This window comes from Yoonia tamlensis, from assembly GCF_900115105.1.
Taxonomy (GTDB): Bacteria; Pseudomonadota; Alphaproteobacteria; order Rhodobacterales; family Rhodobacteraceae; genus Yoonia; species Yoonia tamlensis.
In genome coordinates, this window is sequence record NZ_FOYP01000001.1 from 659,704 (window position 1) to 676,933 (window position 17,230).

Below are 17,230 nucleotides of genomic sequence, written 5' to 3' on the forward strand. Positions count from 1 at the left end.
GCCGCCCCCTTTTGATTTTACGCTAGAGCACGCCCTGCACGATGATCATCACCACAAGCGCTGCGATCCAATAGCCCGCGTCGACATTGCGGGCATAGGCGGTTTTGCCCGAAAACGTATTGCCCGAATAGGCCAGTACCGCAAAACCCAGCGTGGCCAAGATGACCGTGGCCAGCATTTCATGCGCGGCGGTGACCCCGACAAACCAGCTCATCAGCAAAAGACCGATGGCCTGGCTGGCCATAGCGGCCAATGGCATATCATTGGCGGTGCCCAACTTGACGCCTGACCCTTCGGCCCATTTGGTCCCGAAAAGCATCGGCGAATACCACGCCCAGCCCGCGATAAACGACAGGATCGCCCCGACGATCACGGCGATAAAGTTCACGTTTGTTGTTAGCTCACCCATTTGAGGTCTCCTCGTTTATGGCGCCTATGGTTGAGGCTACCATTTTTGCGTGAATCCCGCTAATTATTCCGCCAACACAGGTTAGGGGCATCACATGCGTATCTTTTTCACAGGCGGCAGCGGTAAGGCGGGTAAGCACGCGATCACCTATTTGCAGGGGCAGGGGCATACTGTCATTAATGCGGATATTGTGCCGTCGGGGCTTGATGTGTCCGAACTGCTGATTGACCTGACAGACGCGGGTCAAGTGATTGGGGCCATGTCGCAGTTCACCGATTTTCATGAGTTGGACGCAGGCACAGGTGTGCCGAAGTATGATGCCGTCGTGCATTTTGCCGCCGTGCCACGCGTGATGATTGGCACGGACGGTGAATGTTTTCGCCAGAACACGATCACCACTTATAATGTGATCGAAGCGGCGGTAAAACTGGGCATCCCCAAGGTGATTTTTGCCAGCTCTGAAACCACCTATGCGGTCTGTTTTGCGGATGGTGAGATCAAGCCAGATTACATCCCCATCGACGAGGACCACCCCACAGTCCCACACGACAGCTACGCCATGTCCAAGATTTGTAACGAGGCCACCGCCAAATCGTTTCAGGCCCGTACGGGGATCGATATCTACGGGCTGCGGATCAACAACGTGATCGAGCCGCATGAATATGCGCAAAACTTTCCTGCGTTTATGGAAAACCCTGCCAGCCGTCGGCGCAATATCTTTGCCTATATCGACGCGCGTGATCTGGGGCATATGGTGGATTGCTGCCTGAAAACCGACGGGCTTGGTTATCAGGTATTCAACGTCGCCAACGATGATATGTCCGTGGGCATCACTACCGGTGAAGTCATTGCGCATTTCTACGAAGGGGTGCCGCAAAACCGCAAAATGCGCCCCGACGAGACATTCTATGCCAACGATAAAGCGAAAGCGATGGTCGGCTTTGCGCCGAAGCATTCATGGAGGGATGTGTTGGGGTAGAAGGTAACCGTGCCCAATCTTCGGTTGGGCAGCCCGCACCGCACCAGTTGCCATTGTGGTTGCGTCCTAGAATTCTTAGGACTGTTCCAATCCCAGCCCGAAAGCCCACACCAATGACCACCAAAACCAAAATCACGCTCGAACAGGCCAAGGCCCGCGCCGCGCATGGGCGCCAGCAGGACGACGGTGTTCTTGTTATTCGCACGATCGCAATGCCCGCCGATACCAACCCTGCGGGCGATATTTTTGGCGGCTGGATCATGTCGCAGATGGATTTGGCTGCGGGCAATTTGGCGGGGCGTGTGTCGCAGGGGCGTAGTGCCACGGTTGCGGTTGAAGGGATGCATTTTTTGCGCCCTGTGAAGGTCGGTGACGAGGTGACGCTTTATGCGAACCTGACCCATGTTGGTCGGACCTCGATGAAAGTGCATGTCGACGTCTGGGCGCGGGGCCGGTTTGGGAAGGCGGGCGCAAAGGTGACCGAGGCCGAATTCATTTTCGTCGCGCTGGATGATGCCGGATCACCGCGTCCGATCCCTTCGGATATGACCTAGCGCCAGTTTGTCCCATTGCACCCCGCGCGTGCGGCCCGCATAAGTTGTGTGAAGTGGATGCAAAATGACCCTCCGAACCCCGCCGACCGCCGTGATGGATGCGCAATGCGCGCTTTGCTCTTGGGGCGCGCGGATGATCCACCGGCTGGACCGCACAGGCGAGATCAAGATCGCCCCGATCCAATCTGAAACCGGGGCGGCATTGATGCGTGCGCATGGGCTGGACCCGCTTGATCCTGATACATGGCTCTTTATCGAAGATGGCACGGTTTGGCGCGATTTTGATGCGCTGATCCGTGTTGGCCAGCGGTCAGGCGGGCTTGGGCATGTGTTTTCCGTGCTTCGGATTATCCCGCGCCCGATCCGCAATTGGCTTTATGCCCGTGTTGCGCGCAATCGCTACGCGATGTTCGGACGCGGCGATATGTGCGGCTTGCCCGATCCGCAATTCCGCGCGAGGTTGTTGTCATGAAAATTGTCGTCTTAGGTGGCTACGGTGTTTTCGGCGCCAAACTGGCCGATCTGCTGACCCGCGACGGGCATGACGTGATCGTTGCGGGGCGGTCATTGGAAAAGGCCACTGCACTTGCTGCGCAGTTTGGGGCGGGGGCGCTGGCGGTTGACCGCGCCGGTGATCTTGGCCCGCTTTGGGCAGCAAACCCTGATGCCGTTGTCGATGCGGCGGGGCCGTTTCATGCTTATGGTAATGATCCTTATGCCTTTGCGCGGGCCTGCATTGCGCAGGGGGTGCATTATCTTGATCTGGCCGATGATCCGGCGTTTTGCGCGGGAATTACAGCTCTGGATGTAGAGGCAAAAGCGGCGGGGGTATTCGCCCTTTCTGGTGTCTCAAGCGTGCCGGCGATTTCGTCGGCGGCAGTGGCGGCGCTGGCGGATGGCGCGCAGATCGACACGATCAGCACAGCGATCCTGCCCGGCAATCGCGCGCCGCGCGGTCGGTCGGTTGTGGCCAGCATCTTGCACCAATGCGGGGTTGATTTTGACGTGCCGGTGGATGGTGCCGCGTCCCCGATGCGCAGCTGGTCGCGCCCTGCACGGTTTGATCTTGGCCAAGGGATCGTGCGCAAGGCGTGGATGATCGAAGTCCCCGATCACAGGCTCTTTGCTGACGCCTTTGGTGCACGATCGGTCCTGTTTCGGGCGGGGTTGGAACTGGGCGTGATGAACTGGTCACTGGCCGTGTTTTCATGGCTGCGCGGGTTCTGGCGGTTTCCTATACCGCGCTGGTTGGTCAGTTTCCTGCTGTTTGTGGCAAAGCTGCTGTATCCGTTTGGCACCGACGAAGGCGGCATGTCGGTGGCTGTTACATTGCAATCAGCAGAGGGCTGGCAGCGGCGGACATGGCGCATGGTCGCAACGGGCGGTGAAGGGCCATATATCCCCGCTGTCGCCGCGCGTGTGGTGTTACGCGACATTGCGGCAGTTCCCAAAGGGGCAAGGCCCGCGGTCGCGGTTGTTCCGCTTGATGCGATCTGTGCTGGCATGGCTGACCTTGCCGTCACGCACACGACGGTGACCGAAGACATCGAGCCGCTGTTTGCGCGGCACTTGGGGGCGGATTACGCAATCCTGCCGCCGCAGGTGCGTGATTTGCACATTGTCTGCGGGCCACGGCGCTGGGCCGGGCGCGGGTCCGTGACGCGGGGGCAGTCCCGCCTTGCACGGATTTTTGCGGCGGTTTTCCGGTTTCCGGAAGAGGCCAAGGATATTCCGGTGACTGTCACGATGACGCCCTATAATGGCGGCGAAGGCTGGGAACGTGATTTCGACGGGCAGCGGTTCCGGTCATTCCTGCGGCGAAACGGCGAAAGTCTGACAGAACGGTTCGGGCCGTTTACGTTTACGCTTGGCCTGCATGTGCAGGATGATTGCCTGCATTTTCCGGTCACCAAAGGGCGATTTGGACCAATCCCCATGCCGCGTTTTGCCCTGCCCAAAAGCATCGCGCGCGAATATGAAAAAGACGGGCGGTTTCATTTTGATGTGGCGCTGCACGCGCCGTTCACGGGGGCGCTGGTGGTGCATTACAAGGGCTGGCTGGAACGTAGGGTGGATCTTGATCCACCCCTGTCAGGCTTCGGCGATTGATAGCAAAAGCGCGTTCAGCGGCCAAAGTGCAGTGAAGATTGGCAGCAATGGCGCATCATGTGGCACTTCGCGGCTGGCGACGGCGCCTTTCATCCGCATGAACCGCGCAGCAGGGTGGTCCTGATCATAGGGTGCTGGCACGCGTTTGAGTGCGGGTTCGCGGAATGAAAACCCCGTCGCTTCCAGCCCGTCTAGAATAGCCAGCATACGGTCGCCATCCAGATCAAGCATTGTGCGCCAATTGGTCTGCATCGGTTTTTCAAAGCCCATCAGCCCCGCGCCTGCGCTGACGTAATCCACCCCGATCCCGAAAAAGAACACCGGATTTTGCGGCGCATCCGTTTGGATTTGCCACATCATATGCAGATGCGTGTTGTATGGGGTCTTGTCCTTGGAAAACCGCACGTCGCGGTGCGGGCGAAACAGTTTGGGTGTGACGGGTGCGCCAGCGAGGTCCGACAGGGGCGCGGTCAATTCATCCAGTAATTCAAGCGCGCCGGGCTTTAGCCTATCGTCATAGGTGGCCCGATTTTGCGTCCACCAGTCGCGGGTGTTGTTATCCGCAAGCTGCGCATAAAACGCCTGCGCTTGGCTGATCAGTGCGGCGATGCTTTGCATGGTTGTCTCCGTTCGGGTTTGATCATGTCACGCACCGCGCGTCGATGTCTATGGACGGGCCGCAAAATTCACCCTAAGCCTGACCGGATGAATGCAACAATCCAATCATATCCGGACCACGTCAAAGCCATCGCCAAACTGGGGATGCCCCTGATCCTGAGCCATGTGGCGCAGTTTGCGATCCATATGACCGATACGATCATGCTTGGCTGGTATGATGTGACGGCGCTTGCGGCATCGACGATCGCGAGCACCATGTTTTTCGTGATCTTCATTGTTGGCGCGGGCTTTGCACAGGCCGTCACCCCGCTGGTTGCGCTGGCTGCCGAAGAAAACGACGACACCCAAGTCCGCCGCGTGACCCGCATGGGGCTTTGGTTGTCGATTTTCTATGGGGTGATTGTGACCATCCCGTTCTTTTGGGCCGAAGACATATTGACCGCAATCGGACAGGATCAAAGCGTTGCGCAGATGGCGCATATCTATCTGCAAATCACGATCTGGCAGATGATCCCTGCGCTGATGGTGATGACGCTCAAATCATTCCTGTCGGCGCTTGAACATACCGCCGTTCTGCTTTGGGCGACGGTGGGTGCGGCGGTGATGAATGTTTTTGTCAATTACGCGCTGATTTTCGGCAATTGGGGCGCGCCTGAACTGGGTATTCGTGGGGCGGCGATTGCTTCGATCACGGTGACATTGGTGTCTGTCTTGATGCTGGTGATCTATACGTTGCGGGTGCTGCCGCAGTTCCAATTGTTCAAGAACTTCTGGCGCTCTGACCGTGAAATTCTGAACCGGGTCTTTATGCTGGGCTGGCCGATTGGCCTAACCTCATTGGCCGAAGGTGGGCTATTCAGCGCCAGTGCGGTGATGATGGGCTGGATTGGCGCGATTGAACTGGCTGCGCACGGGATTGCGATCCAGTTGGCAAGCCTGACATTCATGGTGCATATCGGCTTTAGTCAGGCTGCCACCGTGCGCGCAGGCCGCGCGCTGGGCCGCAAGGACCCTGTGGGTCTGCGCCGTGGCGGCATCGCCGCGATTGCGATGTCGGGGGTCTTTGCTTTGGCGACTTCGGCGTTGTTCATGCTGTTTCCGGCGTTTCTTGTCGGCCTGTTCATTGATCCGCAAGAACAAGCGCGCGACCTGCTGCTTTCTGTCGGTGTGCAGCTTGTGATGGTTGCCGCGCTGTTCCAGATCGTGGACGGGGCGCAGGTGATGGCATTGGGTCTATTGCGCGGGGTGCAGGATACAACCGTGCCGATGCTGATGGCGACGGTCAGCTATTGGGTCATCGGTCTGCCGACCAGCTATGTGCTTGCGTTCTGGCTGGGCTATGGTGCGGTTGGTCTTTGGACCGGTCTGGTTGTCGGGCTTGCGGTTGCTGCTGTGCTACTGAACCTGCGGTTCTGGACCCGCCGCCGCGCCTAGCAGCTATTCCAAAAGCTCCAGATCGCGCATCCGCAGACGCGGGTAGCGCATTTCGCCAAAATCATCCAGATCACGTTTGTGCGGGAAAAGCGCCAGATATTGCGCCAGAAGATCGCCGCGCAAACCAAGCCCGAAGAATGTTCCCGGATGCAGGCTTTCGATTTCGATGCCGTTGACCATCAGGCTTTCCTGCCGCGCAAAGCCAAGCTGGTAAAGCTGCACAGGTATGGCAGGGCTTAGCGCGATAAAATGGCTGCCATCGACAAAGTCACGCGCCGGAATATAGGCGGCACGTTTGCCGGTTAATGTGCGCACACCCGCCGCACGGTGCAACAAATGCGCGGTTGGCCCCAGCACAAGATCAGGCGTGGGCCGCGACGGGCCAAGCGCTTCGGCTGTGATCCGCGTCAGGCAGCAATGTTCCGAATTGGGTTCAACCGCATCCGGATGCAGCACCATCGACCCGCGCCATAGCAGCGTTTCACATTCACCGTTTGCCAGCCGGATACGATCACCCGGCAACAGGTCTTCGACTGTCATCGGACCGTTTTGCGTATGCACCATTGCCCCGCGCCCCAGCGCCCCGAAGGCGTTTTCGAATGTCGGCAGTGCGGGCGCCATGCGTGCGAATTCAACAATTTCATTTTCGGCGTTCAGGTAAGCGATTTCATATTTGCGCGTTGGATATTTGTTCTGGCTTTGGCGCGCCTGCACATCCGACCCTGCCCGAGGCGTCTTGGTTATTGCGCTTGCCCCCGTAAGATTGGATGTTTTCATTTTGTTGTCGCTTCTTTCTGTCATCAGACGCGCGCGCCATTCTGCGCTGCTAAATGGTTAATATTGACGCGATTTCAATTCCTTACCACCGCAATTGTCAAAAGGTATCATTTACTTAGGCTATTTTTCGCCGGTTTGTGCCCGACGATAATGCGCAGTCATTGCGTGCTGCGCTTTGGTCGCTTGGCACCTGCTGACCGCATGCCGCTGTTGGTCAGCAGCATTTCAAGATGCCTTTTGTTGCGGGGGCGTCCCCGCAGCTTCCAGCATTGGTTGCAATATGGGCATTTTTACGGCGCGGGCGCGAAAACCACGCAAAGCTAGAGTCGGATTGTTGCAATAAGCCGGCCATAGTCGGCTTCTTTTTGGTGCACGCAGCGCCGGTAGCTATAAAAGCGTTGCGGGTCTGCATAGGTGCAATGATGTGTCCAGCGTGCGTTGGCGATGCCCGCAGCGTGCAATTTATGCAGCCCGAATCCGGGGAGGTCAAAATGCAACCTGTCGCCGTTTCCCGCCACAAAGAACCGGTCGAACCGTGGATCAGCGGCAATGAATTGATCCATAAAATCGGGACCCACCTCATAGGCGCGCTGGCTGATGCATGGCCCGATCACAGCCGCGATATTTGCCGGAGTCGCGCCAAGGCCGACCATCTGCGCAACGGTGTTTTCAAGCACGCCGCCAAGCGCGCCTTTCCATCCGGCATGGGCCGCGCCGATGACCCCTGCAACCGGATCCGCAAACAGCACGGGCTGGCAATCGGCGGTCAGGATGGTTAGCGCCAGACCTTTGGTTGCGGTGACCAGCGCGTCCGCCTTGGGTTGCGGGTCGTGCGGGGTGTCCATCACGACCACATCGGCGGAATGCACCTGATGCACCCCTGCCAGTTGCGCAGGCGTTACATCCATCGCGGCGGCCACGCGCGCGCGGTTGATGTTGACAACATCGTGCTGGTCGGAACTGCCATAACCGCAGTTAAGCCCCGCAAACACCCCCGAAGAGGCGCCGCCCTTGCGCGTGAAAAAGCCATGCGCGACCCCGTTCAGATCGGGACTGGTGATAATATCAAGCGTCATGGGTCTAATCCGGGGGGCGGGGTTGCGTTGCTTGGGTAAAGTGCGATGACTTTGAAAAGGTCGCCCATTTCGCTGGGGTGGGTCAAGCGCCGATGTGCTTTGATATGCGCATCAAGCGCGTCACCCGAAAGCAGTTGCGCCAGTTTTTGGGCGCGTTGCGTAATTCCCAACCTTTCAAGAAACACCCCTTGGGGTGTCAGGCGGCTGAATTTCGCTGGCGCTGCATTTGCGGCAATGGCCGCGAAATCGACATGGGCGGTCAGATCGGCCAAGCCGGGCTGGGCCAGCGGATCAACCATTTCATGCGCGCATAGCGCCTGCAGTGTGTCACCCAGTGATACCCAATCGCCATAGTCGATGATCAGCCCCGCACCGCCAAAGCGTTCGATCTTATCGCTGAGTTGCTGCACGATACCGGGCAGGGCGGTGCAATGTTCGACCAGATCGCCGTCTTTGGTGTCATCCAAACGGTGGGCAAGCAGATCAATCGGGGCCGCCGCCGACAACCCGAGCATCAGCGCCCCATCCGAGACACCAACCATCCGTTCGCGCCAGCCGTCTGCGTCACGCACAAACTGCCGGATCGGCAGTGCGTCAAAGAATTCATTTGCAACCAGCCAAAGCGGCTGATCGGGCAGGGTGGTTGCATCATTGTGCCAGATGGCATCCGCGACGGCGGCGGCTTGGGCCTTGCGCAGCACAGGTGAAGTTTCAACAAAATGCACGCTTAGCGCCGCATGAAAGCCGGTCACGGATTTGGTGGCGCGCAGGATGTCGGCCATCAATGTTCCGCGCCCCGGGCCAAGTTCGGCCAATGTGAACTGCGCAGGTGCGCCTTGGTCCTGCCAGCTTTGCGCGAGCGATAGCCCGATGAGTTCACCAAACATCTGGCTGATTTCGGGGGCGGTGATGAAATCGCCCGCTGCCCCGAACGGATCGCGGGTCGCGTAATAGCCGTGTTGGGGATGCATCAGGCAATCGGCCATATAATCGCCTATGCTGATCGGCCCCGTGCGCCCGATGCGCGCAATCAGTTGGGTGCCAAGCGGGGTCATCTGCGGGTGGCTCTGATGATGACGCTCAGCCCGATGATGATCATCGGCAGGGTCAATGTCTGCCCCATGGTCAGCCCCCAGCCGTTATAGTGGAACGCAAGCCCCAGTTCATTCCCGACGCTTTGAAAATGTGCATCCGGCTGGCGGACAAATTCGACCAGAAACCGCGCCATGCCGTAGCCCGCAAAAAACACACCCGTCAGAAGCCACGGTTTTTTCAGCGCACCAAAGCGGAACGCGAGCAGGATCAGGATGGAGCCCAGCAACAGGCCCTCAAGCCCCGCCTCATAAAGCTGCGAAGGATGGCGCGCGCAATCGGCCAGCAATGTGGCGCAAGATTGCGCGGCTTGGCCTGGAAAGATCACACCCCAAGGCAGGTCGGTGGGGCGGCCCCAAAGTTCTGCGTTGATGAAATTCGCGCAGCGCACCAGCAGGATCGCGGGCGTTGCGGCCACGGCGATAATATCGGCCAGTTCGGACAGGACAATCTTGTTGCGCAGGCTGAACAGATAGACCGCGACGATGACACCGATGAAACCGCCGTGAAACGACAGCCCGCCTTCCCAGATCTTGATGATATCAAGCGGGCGCGCGATGAAATCGGCGGGTTTGTAGAACAGCACATAGCCCATGCGCCCGCCCGCGATCACCCCGACCACGATATAGGTCAAAAGGTCTTCGAGCCGGCTGGTCTGCATTGGCGGGCCATTGCGCCAGATTTCCGCACGCCGCAGCGCGTATTTGATCAACTGCCAGCCCAAAAATATGCCAACGATATAGCCCATCGCATACCAGCGCAGCGCAAAGCTGCGGTCAAACAAAGTGACCGAGAAAATCTCGGGGGAGATATCGGGAAAGGGGATGGCTGCTATCATGGGCTATTCCTCTAATGCTGGCACGGTGAAGTCAACCAGCTTGAACGCGCGCGGCTGTGGCCCCATATAGGGGAAAACGTGATCGGAGAAAACGATGCAAACCAAGAATAAAATGTTCGACGACATCAGCCAGTTGATGACCAACGCAATGGGCGTGGCCCAAGGTGCCAAGGACGAGGCCACAACGGCAATGTCATCCATGATGGACCGCTGGTTGGCCGACCGTGATTTCGTGACGCGTGAAGAATTCGACGCCGTGCGCGCCATGGCCCAGAAAGCCCGCGAAGAAAACGAAGCGCTGGCAGCACGGATTGCGGCGCTCGAGGGGAAGTAACTAGCTTCGATGCCAGTGCAGGAATTCTAAGAATTCCTGCAGGCAAATGATGTGTCATCATTTGCGCGTGCGGCGGGCCATAGTTCCAAAATATGCCGCCCAATAATCCGCTGCGACAGGTGCCTGGGTCGTTGTGCAGTTGCGATGTCGTTACTGTTCCGACAAATACGCCACGAGAATATCTAGCGCGGCTTGCAAATCACCCTTTTCAACCATTTCGGTGACCGTGTGGATATAGCGTGTCCCAACCACAATCCCGACGGCGCGTGCGCCTGCGGCGGCTTGTTGTGCGGCGGCCCCGTCTTGGCCCCCTGCGGCGAGCATGGTGCGCTGGTAGGGGATATCGTTTTTGACAGCGATGGCCTCGATCTCTTTGACCAGCGCCTTATCTGCGATGAATGAACTGTCGCGGATGTGCAGGCCGAACCCTTTGCCTTGCTGGGTGGTTGCGTCTTTTTCGGGGATGCCGGGCGTGTCGCAGGCAAGCGTGGTGTCGATGCCAAGCCCGATATCGGGTTTAATCGCAAAGGCCGCTGTGCGTGCGCCGCGCAGCCCGACTTCTTCCTGACAGGTGAAGGCGACATGGATTTCGGCATTGCGCCCTTTGTCACCCAACTGGCGGATTGCCTCGATCCCGAGCCAGCAGGCAATCCGGTTATCAAGCGCCTTGGACACGAATTTGTCGCCCATTTCCAAGAACGGTTCGTCCATCACGACAAAATCGCCGACCTTGACCACATCATGCGCCTTGGCGCCCATGCCGAGATCGACAAAGAATTCTCCGACTTCGGGGATCTTCTTGCGGTCCTCGGGGGATGCGATGTGCACGGGCTTGCCGCCCGGGTTCATCACGCCCTTGTAATCCCCATCGTCGGTGCAAACCAAGACACGGCGCGAAAACAGGTTGCGCGGATCGAACCCGCCGACGGGCTGTAGATACAGGTTGCCGTCCTTGTCGATATGGCTGACCAGAAACCCGATTTCATCCATGTGGCACAGCAGCATGATCTTCAGCGGGTCCGCGCCGCTGGCGCTGCGTTTACACAAAAGCGAGCCCATCGGATCAACCGAAACTTCATCAAACAGCCCGTCAATTTCGGACGTTATCAGGTCGCGCACGCGGTGTTCATTGCCGGGCACACCGGGGGTTTCACATAGGCGTTTGAGAAGATCGGTATTCATGGGTTGGCTCCTGCTATTGGGGCCAACTTGCGGGGTTGCGCGCAGATTTGCAACCATGCTTTGCGCCCGTAATCGGGGCGCAAAGCGCTGTTTAACGTGGCCCTAGAACCGCAGCGCGTAACCTGCGCTGATATAGGCCGCACCGATCATGTCTTCGTCGATATGGGCGGTTGACGCTGTGCCTTCGGCATCAAGGAATGTATCCGCGCCGTTGCCTATACCGCTGAGCCCTTCATAACCGATTTCGAATATCATCATACTATGGTCGTTTATGTTGCGTTCGAGCCTTGCCGCGATCTGTGCTGAATAGGCTGTACCGGAACTGGTGCCGCTGGCTTCTTGGTCGGTAAATCCACCTGAATCAATATTCGCATAATCGTAGGTGAAATTGTTTTCCAAGACACCGAGGTTTGCAGATACGCGCAGCGCCATATCATCGTTGATACCGTGGTAATAGCTGACGCCGCCAAAGACACCGTACATTTCATTGCGCGATGTTGATGTGATGTTGCGGGAACTATTTTGCGAGAAAGCTTCAAGGTCTTGTGCTGCTTGCCCCGCTTGAAGACCCGCGCTGACCCGCCAGGCAGGGTTGATCGCCCATTCGCCACCAACTCTGAGTGTTGCCATCTCTGTCTTGACGGTTGTGTCATAGTCGTTCGCTGACGGAAGTTGGTATCCATCGTCATAACTGCCTGGGAAGGTTTCAGACGTTGCACCAATGGTTATCGTCGTATCACCCGTGACTTCTGCGGCAGAAATGTCCACGATCAATCGCGCATTGTTGCCCAATGGGCGGCTATATGCGACGTCGATCCGCGGCCCCAGCCCGAAATTCAGCGCATCGGTGGATTGCACCTGTGCGCCGCCACCGTTGGGGGTTGTCAACGTGTCTTGCAACGTATTGAGCGGCGCGAAAATGCCTGCGCTCAATTCGATGACCTGCCCTTGGTAAAAGCTGTCTTCGGCGGTGGCTGCAGTTGCGCCCAGCGAAAGGGCAAGCGCGATTGCGGATGTATGCAAGTGTTTGGTCATCATTAATCCAATCAAGTAATTGTTAAAATGCACGGTCTGTGGTGGACCTTATGACAGGTTGGTGGCTTTTTTCATAGGCCAGCGCGTGTCATTGTTGCGCCTCTGACGGTTTTTTATCCACAAGAAATGCCCTGCGCCCCTGACTTATCCCCGACAAATGGCTTTACAGAACGTGAATCCGCTGCAACGATATGTAGTAGGGGATAAACAAGAACACTACTGTCCCTAGAGTAGGTACATAGCGCTTGGGGGCTGCCACCGCCGATGCGCCAAAGTAGCGAGGCAGGCACAATGGCATTATCCGAGCACTACCTAGAGGCCGAGGACGCCCATCCGATCGATCTGGTGGAATATATCGCAGAGCACCATAAATGGGAGTTCGACCGCGTGCATGATGACCAGATTGCGATGCTGGTCCGTGGCCAGTGGCGCAATTATTCGATCACGCTTGCATGGTCCGCCTATGACGAGACCCTGCGCCTGATCTGCACATATGAGATGGAGCCGCCAACCGACCGTCTGCCCGCGCTCTATGAGACGTTGAACACAATCAATGACCGCTGCTGGGCTGGCGCATTCACTTGGTGGGACGCGCAAAAACTGATGGTTTACCGCTATGGGCTGATGCTTGCGGGTGACCAGATGGCAGGCCCCGACCAGATTGACACGATGATCAACGCGGCAGTGAACGCTTGCGAACAGTATTATCCAGCTATCCAGCTGGTCACTTGGGCCGATAATACCCCCGAAGACGCGGTGCAGATAGCGATTGGCGGGGCTTACGGGCGCGCCTGATTTTCGAGCAGTTTAAGGGGTTTAACCTGTCCCCTGTTTTGCGTAATTTTACGGTACGAAAATTTCATAGGTGCAGATGATGAACATGCATGACGTCGCGAAACGCGGTCTTGTTTTATTGGGGTGTGGCAAGATGGGTTCGGCCATGCTTGCGGGTTGGTTGCGCAACGGATTGCCAGCGGCGTCAATCTGGGTGATTGATCCGCACCCGTCAGAGTGGCTTAGGAAACAGGGTGTGAATATTGGCGGCGCATTGCCCCAAAGCCCTGCAATTGTCGTTGTTGCGGTCAAGCCGCAGATGATGGCCGAAGCCTTGCCGGATGTGAAATCGCTGGGCGGCGGGGCCACATTGGTGATCTCGGTCGCGGCGGGCACGCCGCTTGCGTTATTCGAAGACATGCTGGGCGAAAACACCCCGATTATCCGCGCGATGCCCAATACCCCCGCCGCCATCGGGCGCGGGATTACGGCCTTGATCGGCAACGGTGATACAGGCGAATCCGACCTTGATCTGGCCGAGGCGCTGTTGCTGGCGGTGGGGCAAGTTGTGCGCCTTGAATCCGAGGATCAGATGGATGCGGTGACCGCTGTTTCCGGCTCTGGTCCGGCCTATGTGTTTCATCTGATCGAAACCCTTGCTGCGGCGGGGGTGGCCCAAGGGCTGCCTGCTGATCTGGCAATGGATCTGGCCAAGGCCACTGTCGGCGGTGCGGGCGAATTGGCCGAAACCGCTGATGATGATCCTGCGCAATTGCGGGTCAATGTGACTTCGCCCAATGGCACGACCCAAGCCGCGCTTGAGGTGCTGATGGACGACGAAACCGGCTTTGGCCCGTTGCTGCGCCGTGCGGTTGCGGCAGCCGCAGACAGATCGCGGGAACTGGGGCGTGGCTGAAATTAGCTTTGACGATTTTCTAAAGGTCGATGTCCGTGTTGGCACTGTGCTGCGCGCTGAACCCTATCCGGAAGCGCGCAAGCCGGCGATTAAACTGTGGATCGATTTTGGCGATGAAATCGGCGAAAAGAAAACATCGGCCCAGATCACCGCGCATTACACAGCTGATGCGCTGATCGGCAAACAGGTCTTGGCGGTGGTGAATTTCCCACCCCGCCAGATCGGCAAATTCATGTCCGAGGTGCTGGTGCTGGGCATGCCTGACAAAGACGGCGCTGTCGTTCTAGTTGGTCCGGATCAGGATGTACCCTTAGGAGGACGCCTACATTGAAAAAACTGCTGCTGACACGCCGTTTTCCCGATGCGACCATTGCCGCGGCGCGCGCGCGGTATGATGTGACCTTGCGCGATGTTGCCGCAGGCATGACAGTGGCCGAGGCTAACGCCGCGCTTAGGGATTACGATGCGATCCTGACCACATTGGGTGATGATTTCAGCGCGGATGCCTTTGCGGGTGATCTGCGCTGTCAGGTACTGGCCAATTTCGGTGTGGGCTACAATCATATTGATGCGGATGCCGCACGTGCGGCGGGTGTGGCCGTATCGAACACGCCGGATGTGGTGACCGATGCCACCGCTGATATCGGCATGACCCTGATCCTGTCGACCTGCCGCCGCGCGGGCGAAGGCGAACGGCTTGTGCGTGCGGATAAATGGGAAGGCTGGGCGCCGACCCATATGCTGGGCACCCATGTCACCGGCAAGACCGTGGGTATTGTCGGTATGGGCCGCATCGGGCAGGCCGTGGCGCGCCGCTGCCATTTCGGTTTTGATATGCCGGTCATCTATTTTAACCGCTCGACCAAACCCGTGGATTTTCCTGCGCGGCAGGTGGATAGCCTTGCCGATCTGATGGGGCAGGCGGATATTATCGTCGTGACCGTGCCAGGTGGTGGCGGTAATGCGCATTTGATTGACGCAAATATGCTGGCACAGATGAAACCACGCGGGATTTTCATCAATATCGCGCGCGGCGATGTGGTGGATGAGGCGGCGCTGATTGCGGCGCTTGAGACGGGGCAAATCGCGGGCGCGGGTCTGGATGTCTATGCCAAGGAACCGCAGGTGCCCGATGCATTCCGCGCGTTGGAAAACGTGGTGCTATTGCCGCATCTTGGCACGGCCGCGCTGGAAATCCGTGAGGCGATGGGCCAGATGGCATTGGACAACATCATTGCATGGGACGAAGGCCGCCCCCTGCCGCAAGCCGTCTAATCGCCGGGTTTATTGATCCGGTCGGCCTTTTTGCGCACCAGAACAGACCGCAGGTCATGCATCGCCAGCAAGAACCGGTCTGTGACGGCTTCCAGCTGGTCATCGCTGGCCTTTGACTGCGCCCATTGGGTGGCGATATTCATCTGGTCGATGGTGCGGTGGATGTCGTCGATGCCGCGCTGGGCCAGCAATGCGCAGCGGGCGGCAAGCCATGCGTCAATTGCAGCGATATCATCGGCGGTTAGCTGGTAATCACCCTGTGCTTTGTAATCGCCGCGGTTGGTGTTTACGACGGCGATCTGTTCCATCTCGATCCGGCGCTGCCGGTTTTGCGTGTCCAGACGAAACACAGCTGCCCCGTTATCACGGACGCGGAAATAATAGGGCGGGAGCTGTGGCGATTGCATTTTGTGCCTGTGATGATCCGTTTGTGGGTATCCTAACAGGCCGGTGCGCCTTGCCAAGGCTCCGTTTGCAATAATGCGAATTCGGGGGGGCGCATTGCGATCAGCACATGTGTGCCGCAAGAACCCCTTGCGGCGCTTGGGCTGCGCCGCAGGGGGATATCGGGTCTTTATGACAGCTTTGCGCAGAAATCGATGATCCGCTGGCAGGCTTGCTTAAGCGCATCGTCAGAGGTTGCATAGCTGACGCGGAAGTTGGGCGAGAGGCCAAAGGCTGCCCCGAACACGACCGCAACGCCGGTTTCTTCGAGCAGCGCGGTCGCGAACGCTTCGTCATTGTCGATCAGCGTGCCTGCGGCCGTGGTCTTGCCAATGCAATCCGCGATGGACGGGTAGACGTAGAACGCGCCTTCGGGTCTTGGGCAGACGATGCCTTGGGCTGTGTTGAGCATATCGACAACCAGATCGCGGCGCCGCACGAACATGTCATTGTTCGGCGCAAGGAAATCCTGCGTGCCATTCAGCGCCTCGATGGCCGCGTATTGGCTGACAGAGCAAGGGTTGGATGTCGATTGCGATTGCACCTTGCGCATCGCTTTGATCAGCGGCTCTGGCCCGGCAGCATAGCCGATCCGCCAGCCTGTCATGGCATAGGCTTTGGACACGCCGTTCACAGTCAGTGTGCGGTCATACAGTGCCGGTTCAACCTGCGCAGGGGTGCAGAATTTAAAATCGCCGTAGGCCAGATGTTCATACATATCATCGGTCATCACCCAGACATGCGGGTGGCGCAGCAGCACATCTGTCAACGCCTTGAGTTCATCCCAAGAATAACCCGCGCCCGTGGGGTTGGATGGCGAATTGAACAGGAACCATTTGGTTTTGGGGGTGATCGCGGCCTCGAGCTGGGCGGCGGTGATTTTAAAACTGGTGTCCAGCGATGCAGCAACGGTGACAGGCGTCCCGCCAGCGAGCAGCACCATATCAGGGTAGCTGACCCAATAGGGGGCAGGGATGATTACCTCGTCGCCTTTGTTCAGCGTGGCCATAAAGGCGTTATAAAGCACCTGCTTGCCGCCGGTGCCGACGGTCACTTGGGCGGGGGTATAGGTCAGGGCGTTGTCGCGCGCGAATTTGGCGCAAATTGCCTGCTTCAGTTCAGGGATGCCATCAACGGCGGTGTATTTTGTCTTGCCGCTGTTGATTGCGGCAATGCCTGCATCCTTGATGTTTTGCGGCGTGTCAAAATCGGGCTCGCCCGCGCCCAAGGCGATGATATCGCGCCCTGCGGCTTTCAACTCGGCGGCTTTGGTGGTGACTGCAATTGTCGGTGACGGCTTCACGCGGTCAAGGGTCGCAGAGAGAAAGGTCATTTTGGTCATCCGGTGGTAAATTATGCCTATGCCTGTCATAGGATGGGCCGA

At 58.1% G+C, this 17,230-nt stretch carries 20 protein-coding genes; 10 read left to right on the plus strand and 10 right to left on the minus strand.

Translation table 11 applies throughout. The features are described 5' to 3' along the window. Window positions 1-22: 22 nt before the first annotated feature. Window positions 23-409, minus strand: a complete 387-nt coding sequence (locus BM320_RS03440; protein WP_090196483.1) for a DUF1761 domain-containing protein — start codon at window positions 407-409, stop codon at window positions 23-25. A 94-nt stretch (window positions 410-503) separates the two neighbouring features. On the opposite strand from BM320_RS03440, the gene BM320_RS03445 reads away from it, so the two are divergent. From BM320_RS03445 to BM320_RS03460, 4 genes are all read left to right on the plus strand, one after another. Next, complete coding sequence (locus tag BM320_RS03445; protein ID WP_090196486.1) at window positions 504-1,388, plus strand: NAD-dependent epimerase/dehydratase family protein; 885 nt, start codon at window positions 504-506, stop codon at window positions 1,386-1,388. 113 nt (window positions 1,389-1,501) lie between these two features. After that, window positions 1,502-1,942 carry an acyl-CoA thioesterase gene (locus BM320_RS03450; RefSeq protein ID WP_090196490.1) on the plus strand — a complete coding sequence of 147 codons (441 nt, stop codon included), beginning with the start codon at window positions 1,502-1,504 and terminating at the stop codon, window positions 1,940-1,942. Window positions 1,943-2,006: 64 nt separating this feature from the next. Continuing rightward, window positions 2,007-2,414: a thiol-disulfide oxidoreductase DCC family protein gene (locus tag BM320_RS03455; RefSeq protein WP_090196493.1), complete on the plus strand. Its 408-nt coding sequence runs from the start codon at window positions 2,007-2,009 to the stop codon at window positions 2,412-2,414. Beyond that, window positions 2,411-4,051 (plus strand): saccharopine dehydrogenase family protein, encoded by a 1,641-nt coding sequence (locus tag BM320_RS03460; protein ID WP_090196496.1) that lies wholly within the window; start codon window positions 2,411-2,413, stop codon window positions 4,049-4,051. Before BM320_RS03455 ends, BM320_RS03460 begins: the two co-directional genes overlap by 4 nt. Here the strand turns inward: BM320_RS03460 and BM320_RS03465 are convergent. Further along, the gene (locus BM320_RS03465) at window positions 4,034-4,669 is read right to left on the minus strand and encodes a TIGR02453 family protein (RefSeq protein WP_090196498.1); all 636 of its coding nucleotides are present in this window, start codon (window positions 4,667-4,669) and stop codon (window positions 4,034-4,036) included. The two genes, BM320_RS03460 and BM320_RS03465, sit on opposite strands and share 18 nt — an antisense overlap. Before the next feature lie 87 nt (window positions 4,670-4,756). Here BM320_RS03465 and BM320_RS03470 point away from each other — a divergent pair, with 87 nt between their 5' ends. Continuing rightward, on the plus strand, window positions 4,757-6,103 hold the full coding sequence (locus BM320_RS03470) for an MATE family efflux transporter (RefSeq protein ID WP_090196501.1): 1,347 nt from the start codon (window positions 4,757-4,759) through the stop codon (window positions 6,101-6,103). Between the two features lie 3 nt (window positions 6,104-6,106). Here BM320_RS03470 and BM320_RS03475 read toward each other — a convergent pair whose 3' ends face one another. From BM320_RS03475 to lgt, 4 genes are all read right to left on the minus strand, one after another. Continuing rightward, window positions 6,107-6,880: a Hint domain-containing protein gene (locus BM320_RS03475; protein ID WP_090200310.1), complete on the minus strand. Its 774-nt coding sequence runs from the start codon at window positions 6,878-6,880 to the stop codon at window positions 6,107-6,109. A 320-nt stretch (window positions 6,881-7,200) separates the two neighbouring features. Further along, complete coding sequence (pgeF, locus tag BM320_RS03480; protein ID WP_090196502.1) at window positions 7,201-7,956, minus strand: peptidoglycan editing factor PgeF; 756 nt, start codon at window positions 7,954-7,956, stop codon at window positions 7,201-7,203. After that, window positions 7,953-9,011 carry a class I SAM-dependent methyltransferase gene (locus tag BM320_RS03485; protein ID WP_090196505.1) on the minus strand — a complete coding sequence of 353 codons (1,059 nt, stop codon included), beginning with the start codon at window positions 9,009-9,011 and terminating at the stop codon, window positions 7,953-7,955. Before BM320_RS03485 ends, pgeF begins: the two co-directional genes overlap by 4 nt. After that, window positions 9,008-9,886, minus strand: a complete 879-nt coding sequence (gene lgt, locus BM320_RS03490) for a prolipoprotein diacylglyceryl transferase (protein WP_090196508.1) — start codon at window positions 9,884-9,886, stop codon at window positions 9,008-9,010. Before lgt ends, BM320_RS03485 begins: the two co-directional genes overlap by 4 nt. A 94-nt stretch (window positions 9,887-9,980) precedes the next feature. Between lgt and BM320_RS03495 the strand changes: the two genes are divergently transcribed. Beyond that, on the plus strand, window positions 9,981-10,220 hold the full coding sequence (locus BM320_RS03495; protein WP_090196510.1) for an accessory factor UbiK family protein: 240 nt from the start codon (window positions 9,981-9,983) through the stop codon (window positions 10,218-10,220). Window positions 10,221-10,370: 150 nt separating this feature from the next. Here BM320_RS03495 and BM320_RS03500 read toward each other — a convergent pair whose 3' ends face one another. Both BM320_RS03500 and BM320_RS03505 read right to left on the minus strand, forming a co-directional pair. After that, complete coding sequence (locus tag BM320_RS03500; RefSeq protein WP_090200312.1) at window positions 10,371-11,402, minus strand: M42 family metallopeptidase; 1,032 nt, start codon at window positions 11,400-11,402, stop codon at window positions 10,371-10,373. A gap of 102 nt (window positions 11,403-11,504) precedes the next feature. After that, the gene (locus BM320_RS03505) at window positions 11,505-12,437 is read right to left on the minus strand and encodes a hypothetical protein (RefSeq protein WP_131802265.1); all 933 of its coding nucleotides are present in this window, start codon (window positions 12,435-12,437) and stop codon (window positions 11,505-11,507) included. Between the two features lie 291 nt (window positions 12,438-12,728). Here BM320_RS03505 and BM320_RS03510 point away from each other — a divergent pair, with 291 nt between their 5' ends. From BM320_RS03510 to BM320_RS03525, 4 genes are all read left to right on the plus strand, one after another. Then, window positions 12,729-13,232 (plus strand): type III secretion system chaperone family protein, encoded by a 504-nt coding sequence (locus BM320_RS03510; protein WP_090196515.1) that lies wholly within the window; start codon window positions 12,729-12,731, stop codon window positions 13,230-13,232. A 79-nt stretch (window positions 13,233-13,311) separates the two neighbouring features. Continuing rightward, complete coding sequence (gene proC / locus BM320_RS03515) at window positions 13,312-14,127, plus strand: pyrroline-5-carboxylate reductase (RefSeq protein ID WP_090200315.1); 816 nt, start codon at window positions 13,312-13,314, stop codon at window positions 14,125-14,127. After that, complete coding sequence (locus BM320_RS03520; RefSeq protein WP_090200314.1) at window positions 14,120-14,458, plus strand: tRNA-binding protein; 339 nt, start codon at window positions 14,120-14,122, stop codon at window positions 14,456-14,458. The genes proC and BM320_RS03520 overlap by 8 nt, the downstream gene beginning before the upstream one ends. Beyond that, on the plus strand, window positions 14,455-15,402 hold the full coding sequence (locus BM320_RS03525) for a 2-hydroxyacid dehydrogenase (protein ID WP_090196518.1): 948 nt from the start codon (window positions 14,455-14,457) through the stop codon (window positions 15,400-15,402). The genes BM320_RS03520 and BM320_RS03525 overlap by 4 nt, the downstream gene beginning before the upstream one ends. Here the strand turns inward: BM320_RS03525 and BM320_RS03530 are convergent. After that, a complete protein-coding gene (locus BM320_RS03530) occupies window positions 15,399-15,809 on the minus strand; it encodes a hypothetical protein (protein WP_090196520.1) in 411 nt (136 codons plus the stop codon). The genes BM320_RS03525 and BM320_RS03530 overlap by 4 nt on opposite strands. Window positions 15,810-15,976: 167 nt before the next feature. After that, window positions 15,977-17,179, minus strand: coding sequence for a pyridoxal phosphate-dependent aminotransferase (locus tag BM320_RS03535; RefSeq protein WP_090200317.1), 1,203 nt, complete (start codon window positions 17,177-17,179; stop codon window positions 15,977-15,979). Window positions 17,180-17,230 lie beyond the last annotated feature (51 nt).

What these genes read in the sequence shown, in the direction of transcription:
- BM320_RS03440 (WP_090196483.1), bottom strand. Translation starts at nt 409, where the DNA reads ATGGGTGAGCTAACAACAAACGTGAACTTTATCGCCGTGATCGTCGGG.
- BM320_RS03445 (WP_090196486.1), top strand. Translation starts at nt 504, where the DNA reads ATGCGTATCTTTTTCACAGGCGGCAGCGGTAAGGCGGGTAAGCACGCG.
- BM320_RS03450 (WP_090196490.1), top strand. Translation starts at nt 1,502, where the DNA reads ATGACCACCAAAACCAAAATCACGCTCGAACAGGCCAAGGCCCGCGCC.
- BM320_RS03455 (WP_090196493.1), top strand. Translation starts at nt 2,007, where the DNA reads ATGACCCTCCGAACCCCGCCGACCGCCGTGATGGATGCGCAATGCGCG.
- BM320_RS03460 (WP_090196496.1), top strand. Translation starts at nt 2,411, where the DNA reads ATGAAAATTGTCGTCTTAGGTGGCTACGGTGTTTTCGGCGCCAAACTG.
- BM320_RS03465 (WP_090196498.1), bottom strand. Translation starts at nt 4,669, where the DNA reads ATGCAAAGCATCGCCGCACTGATCAGCCAAGCGCAGGCGTTTTATGCG.
- BM320_RS03470 (WP_090196501.1), top strand. Translation starts at nt 4,757, where the DNA reads ATGAATGCAACAATCCAATCATATCCGGACCACGTCAAAGCCATCGCC.
- BM320_RS03475 (WP_090200310.1), bottom strand. Translation starts at nt 6,880, where the DNA reads ATGAAAACATCCAATCTTACGGGGGCAAGCGCAATAACCAAGACGCCT.
- pgeF (WP_090196502.1), bottom strand. Translation starts at nt 7,956, where the DNA reads ATGACGCTTGATATTATCACCAGTCCCGATCTGAACGGGGTCGCGCAT.
- BM320_RS03485 (WP_090196505.1), bottom strand. Translation starts at nt 9,011, where the DNA reads ATGACCCCGCTTGGCACCCAACTGATTGCGCGCATCGGGCGCACGGGG.
- lgt (WP_090196508.1), bottom strand. Translation starts at nt 9,886, where the DNA reads ATGATAGCAGCCATCCCCTTTCCCGATATCTCCCCCGAGATTTTCTCG.
- BM320_RS03495 (WP_090196510.1), top strand. Translation starts at nt 9,981, where the DNA reads ATGCAAACCAAGAATAAAATGTTCGACGACATCAGCCAGTTGATGACC.
- BM320_RS03500 (WP_090200312.1), bottom strand. Translation starts at nt 11,402, where the DNA reads ATGAATACCGATCTTCTCAAACGCCTATGTGAAACCCCCGGTGTGCCC.
- BM320_RS03505 (WP_131802265.1), bottom strand. Translation starts at nt 12,437, where the DNA reads ATGACCAAACACTTGCATACATCCGCAATCGCGCTTGCCCTTTCGCTG.
- BM320_RS03510 (WP_090196515.1), top strand. Translation starts at nt 12,729, where the DNA reads ATGGCATTATCCGAGCACTACCTAGAGGCCGAGGACGCCCATCCGATC.
- proC (WP_090200315.1), top strand. Translation starts at nt 13,312, where the DNA reads ATGAACATGCATGACGTCGCGAAACGCGGTCTTGTTTTATTGGGGTGT.
- BM320_RS03530 (WP_090196520.1), bottom strand. Translation starts at nt 15,809, where the DNA reads ATGCAATCGCCACAGCTCCCGCCCTATTATTTCCGCGTCCGTGATAAC.
- BM320_RS03535 (WP_090200317.1), bottom strand. Translation starts at nt 17,179, where the DNA reads ATGACCTTTCTCTCTGCGACCCTTGACCGCGTGAAGCCGTCACCGACA.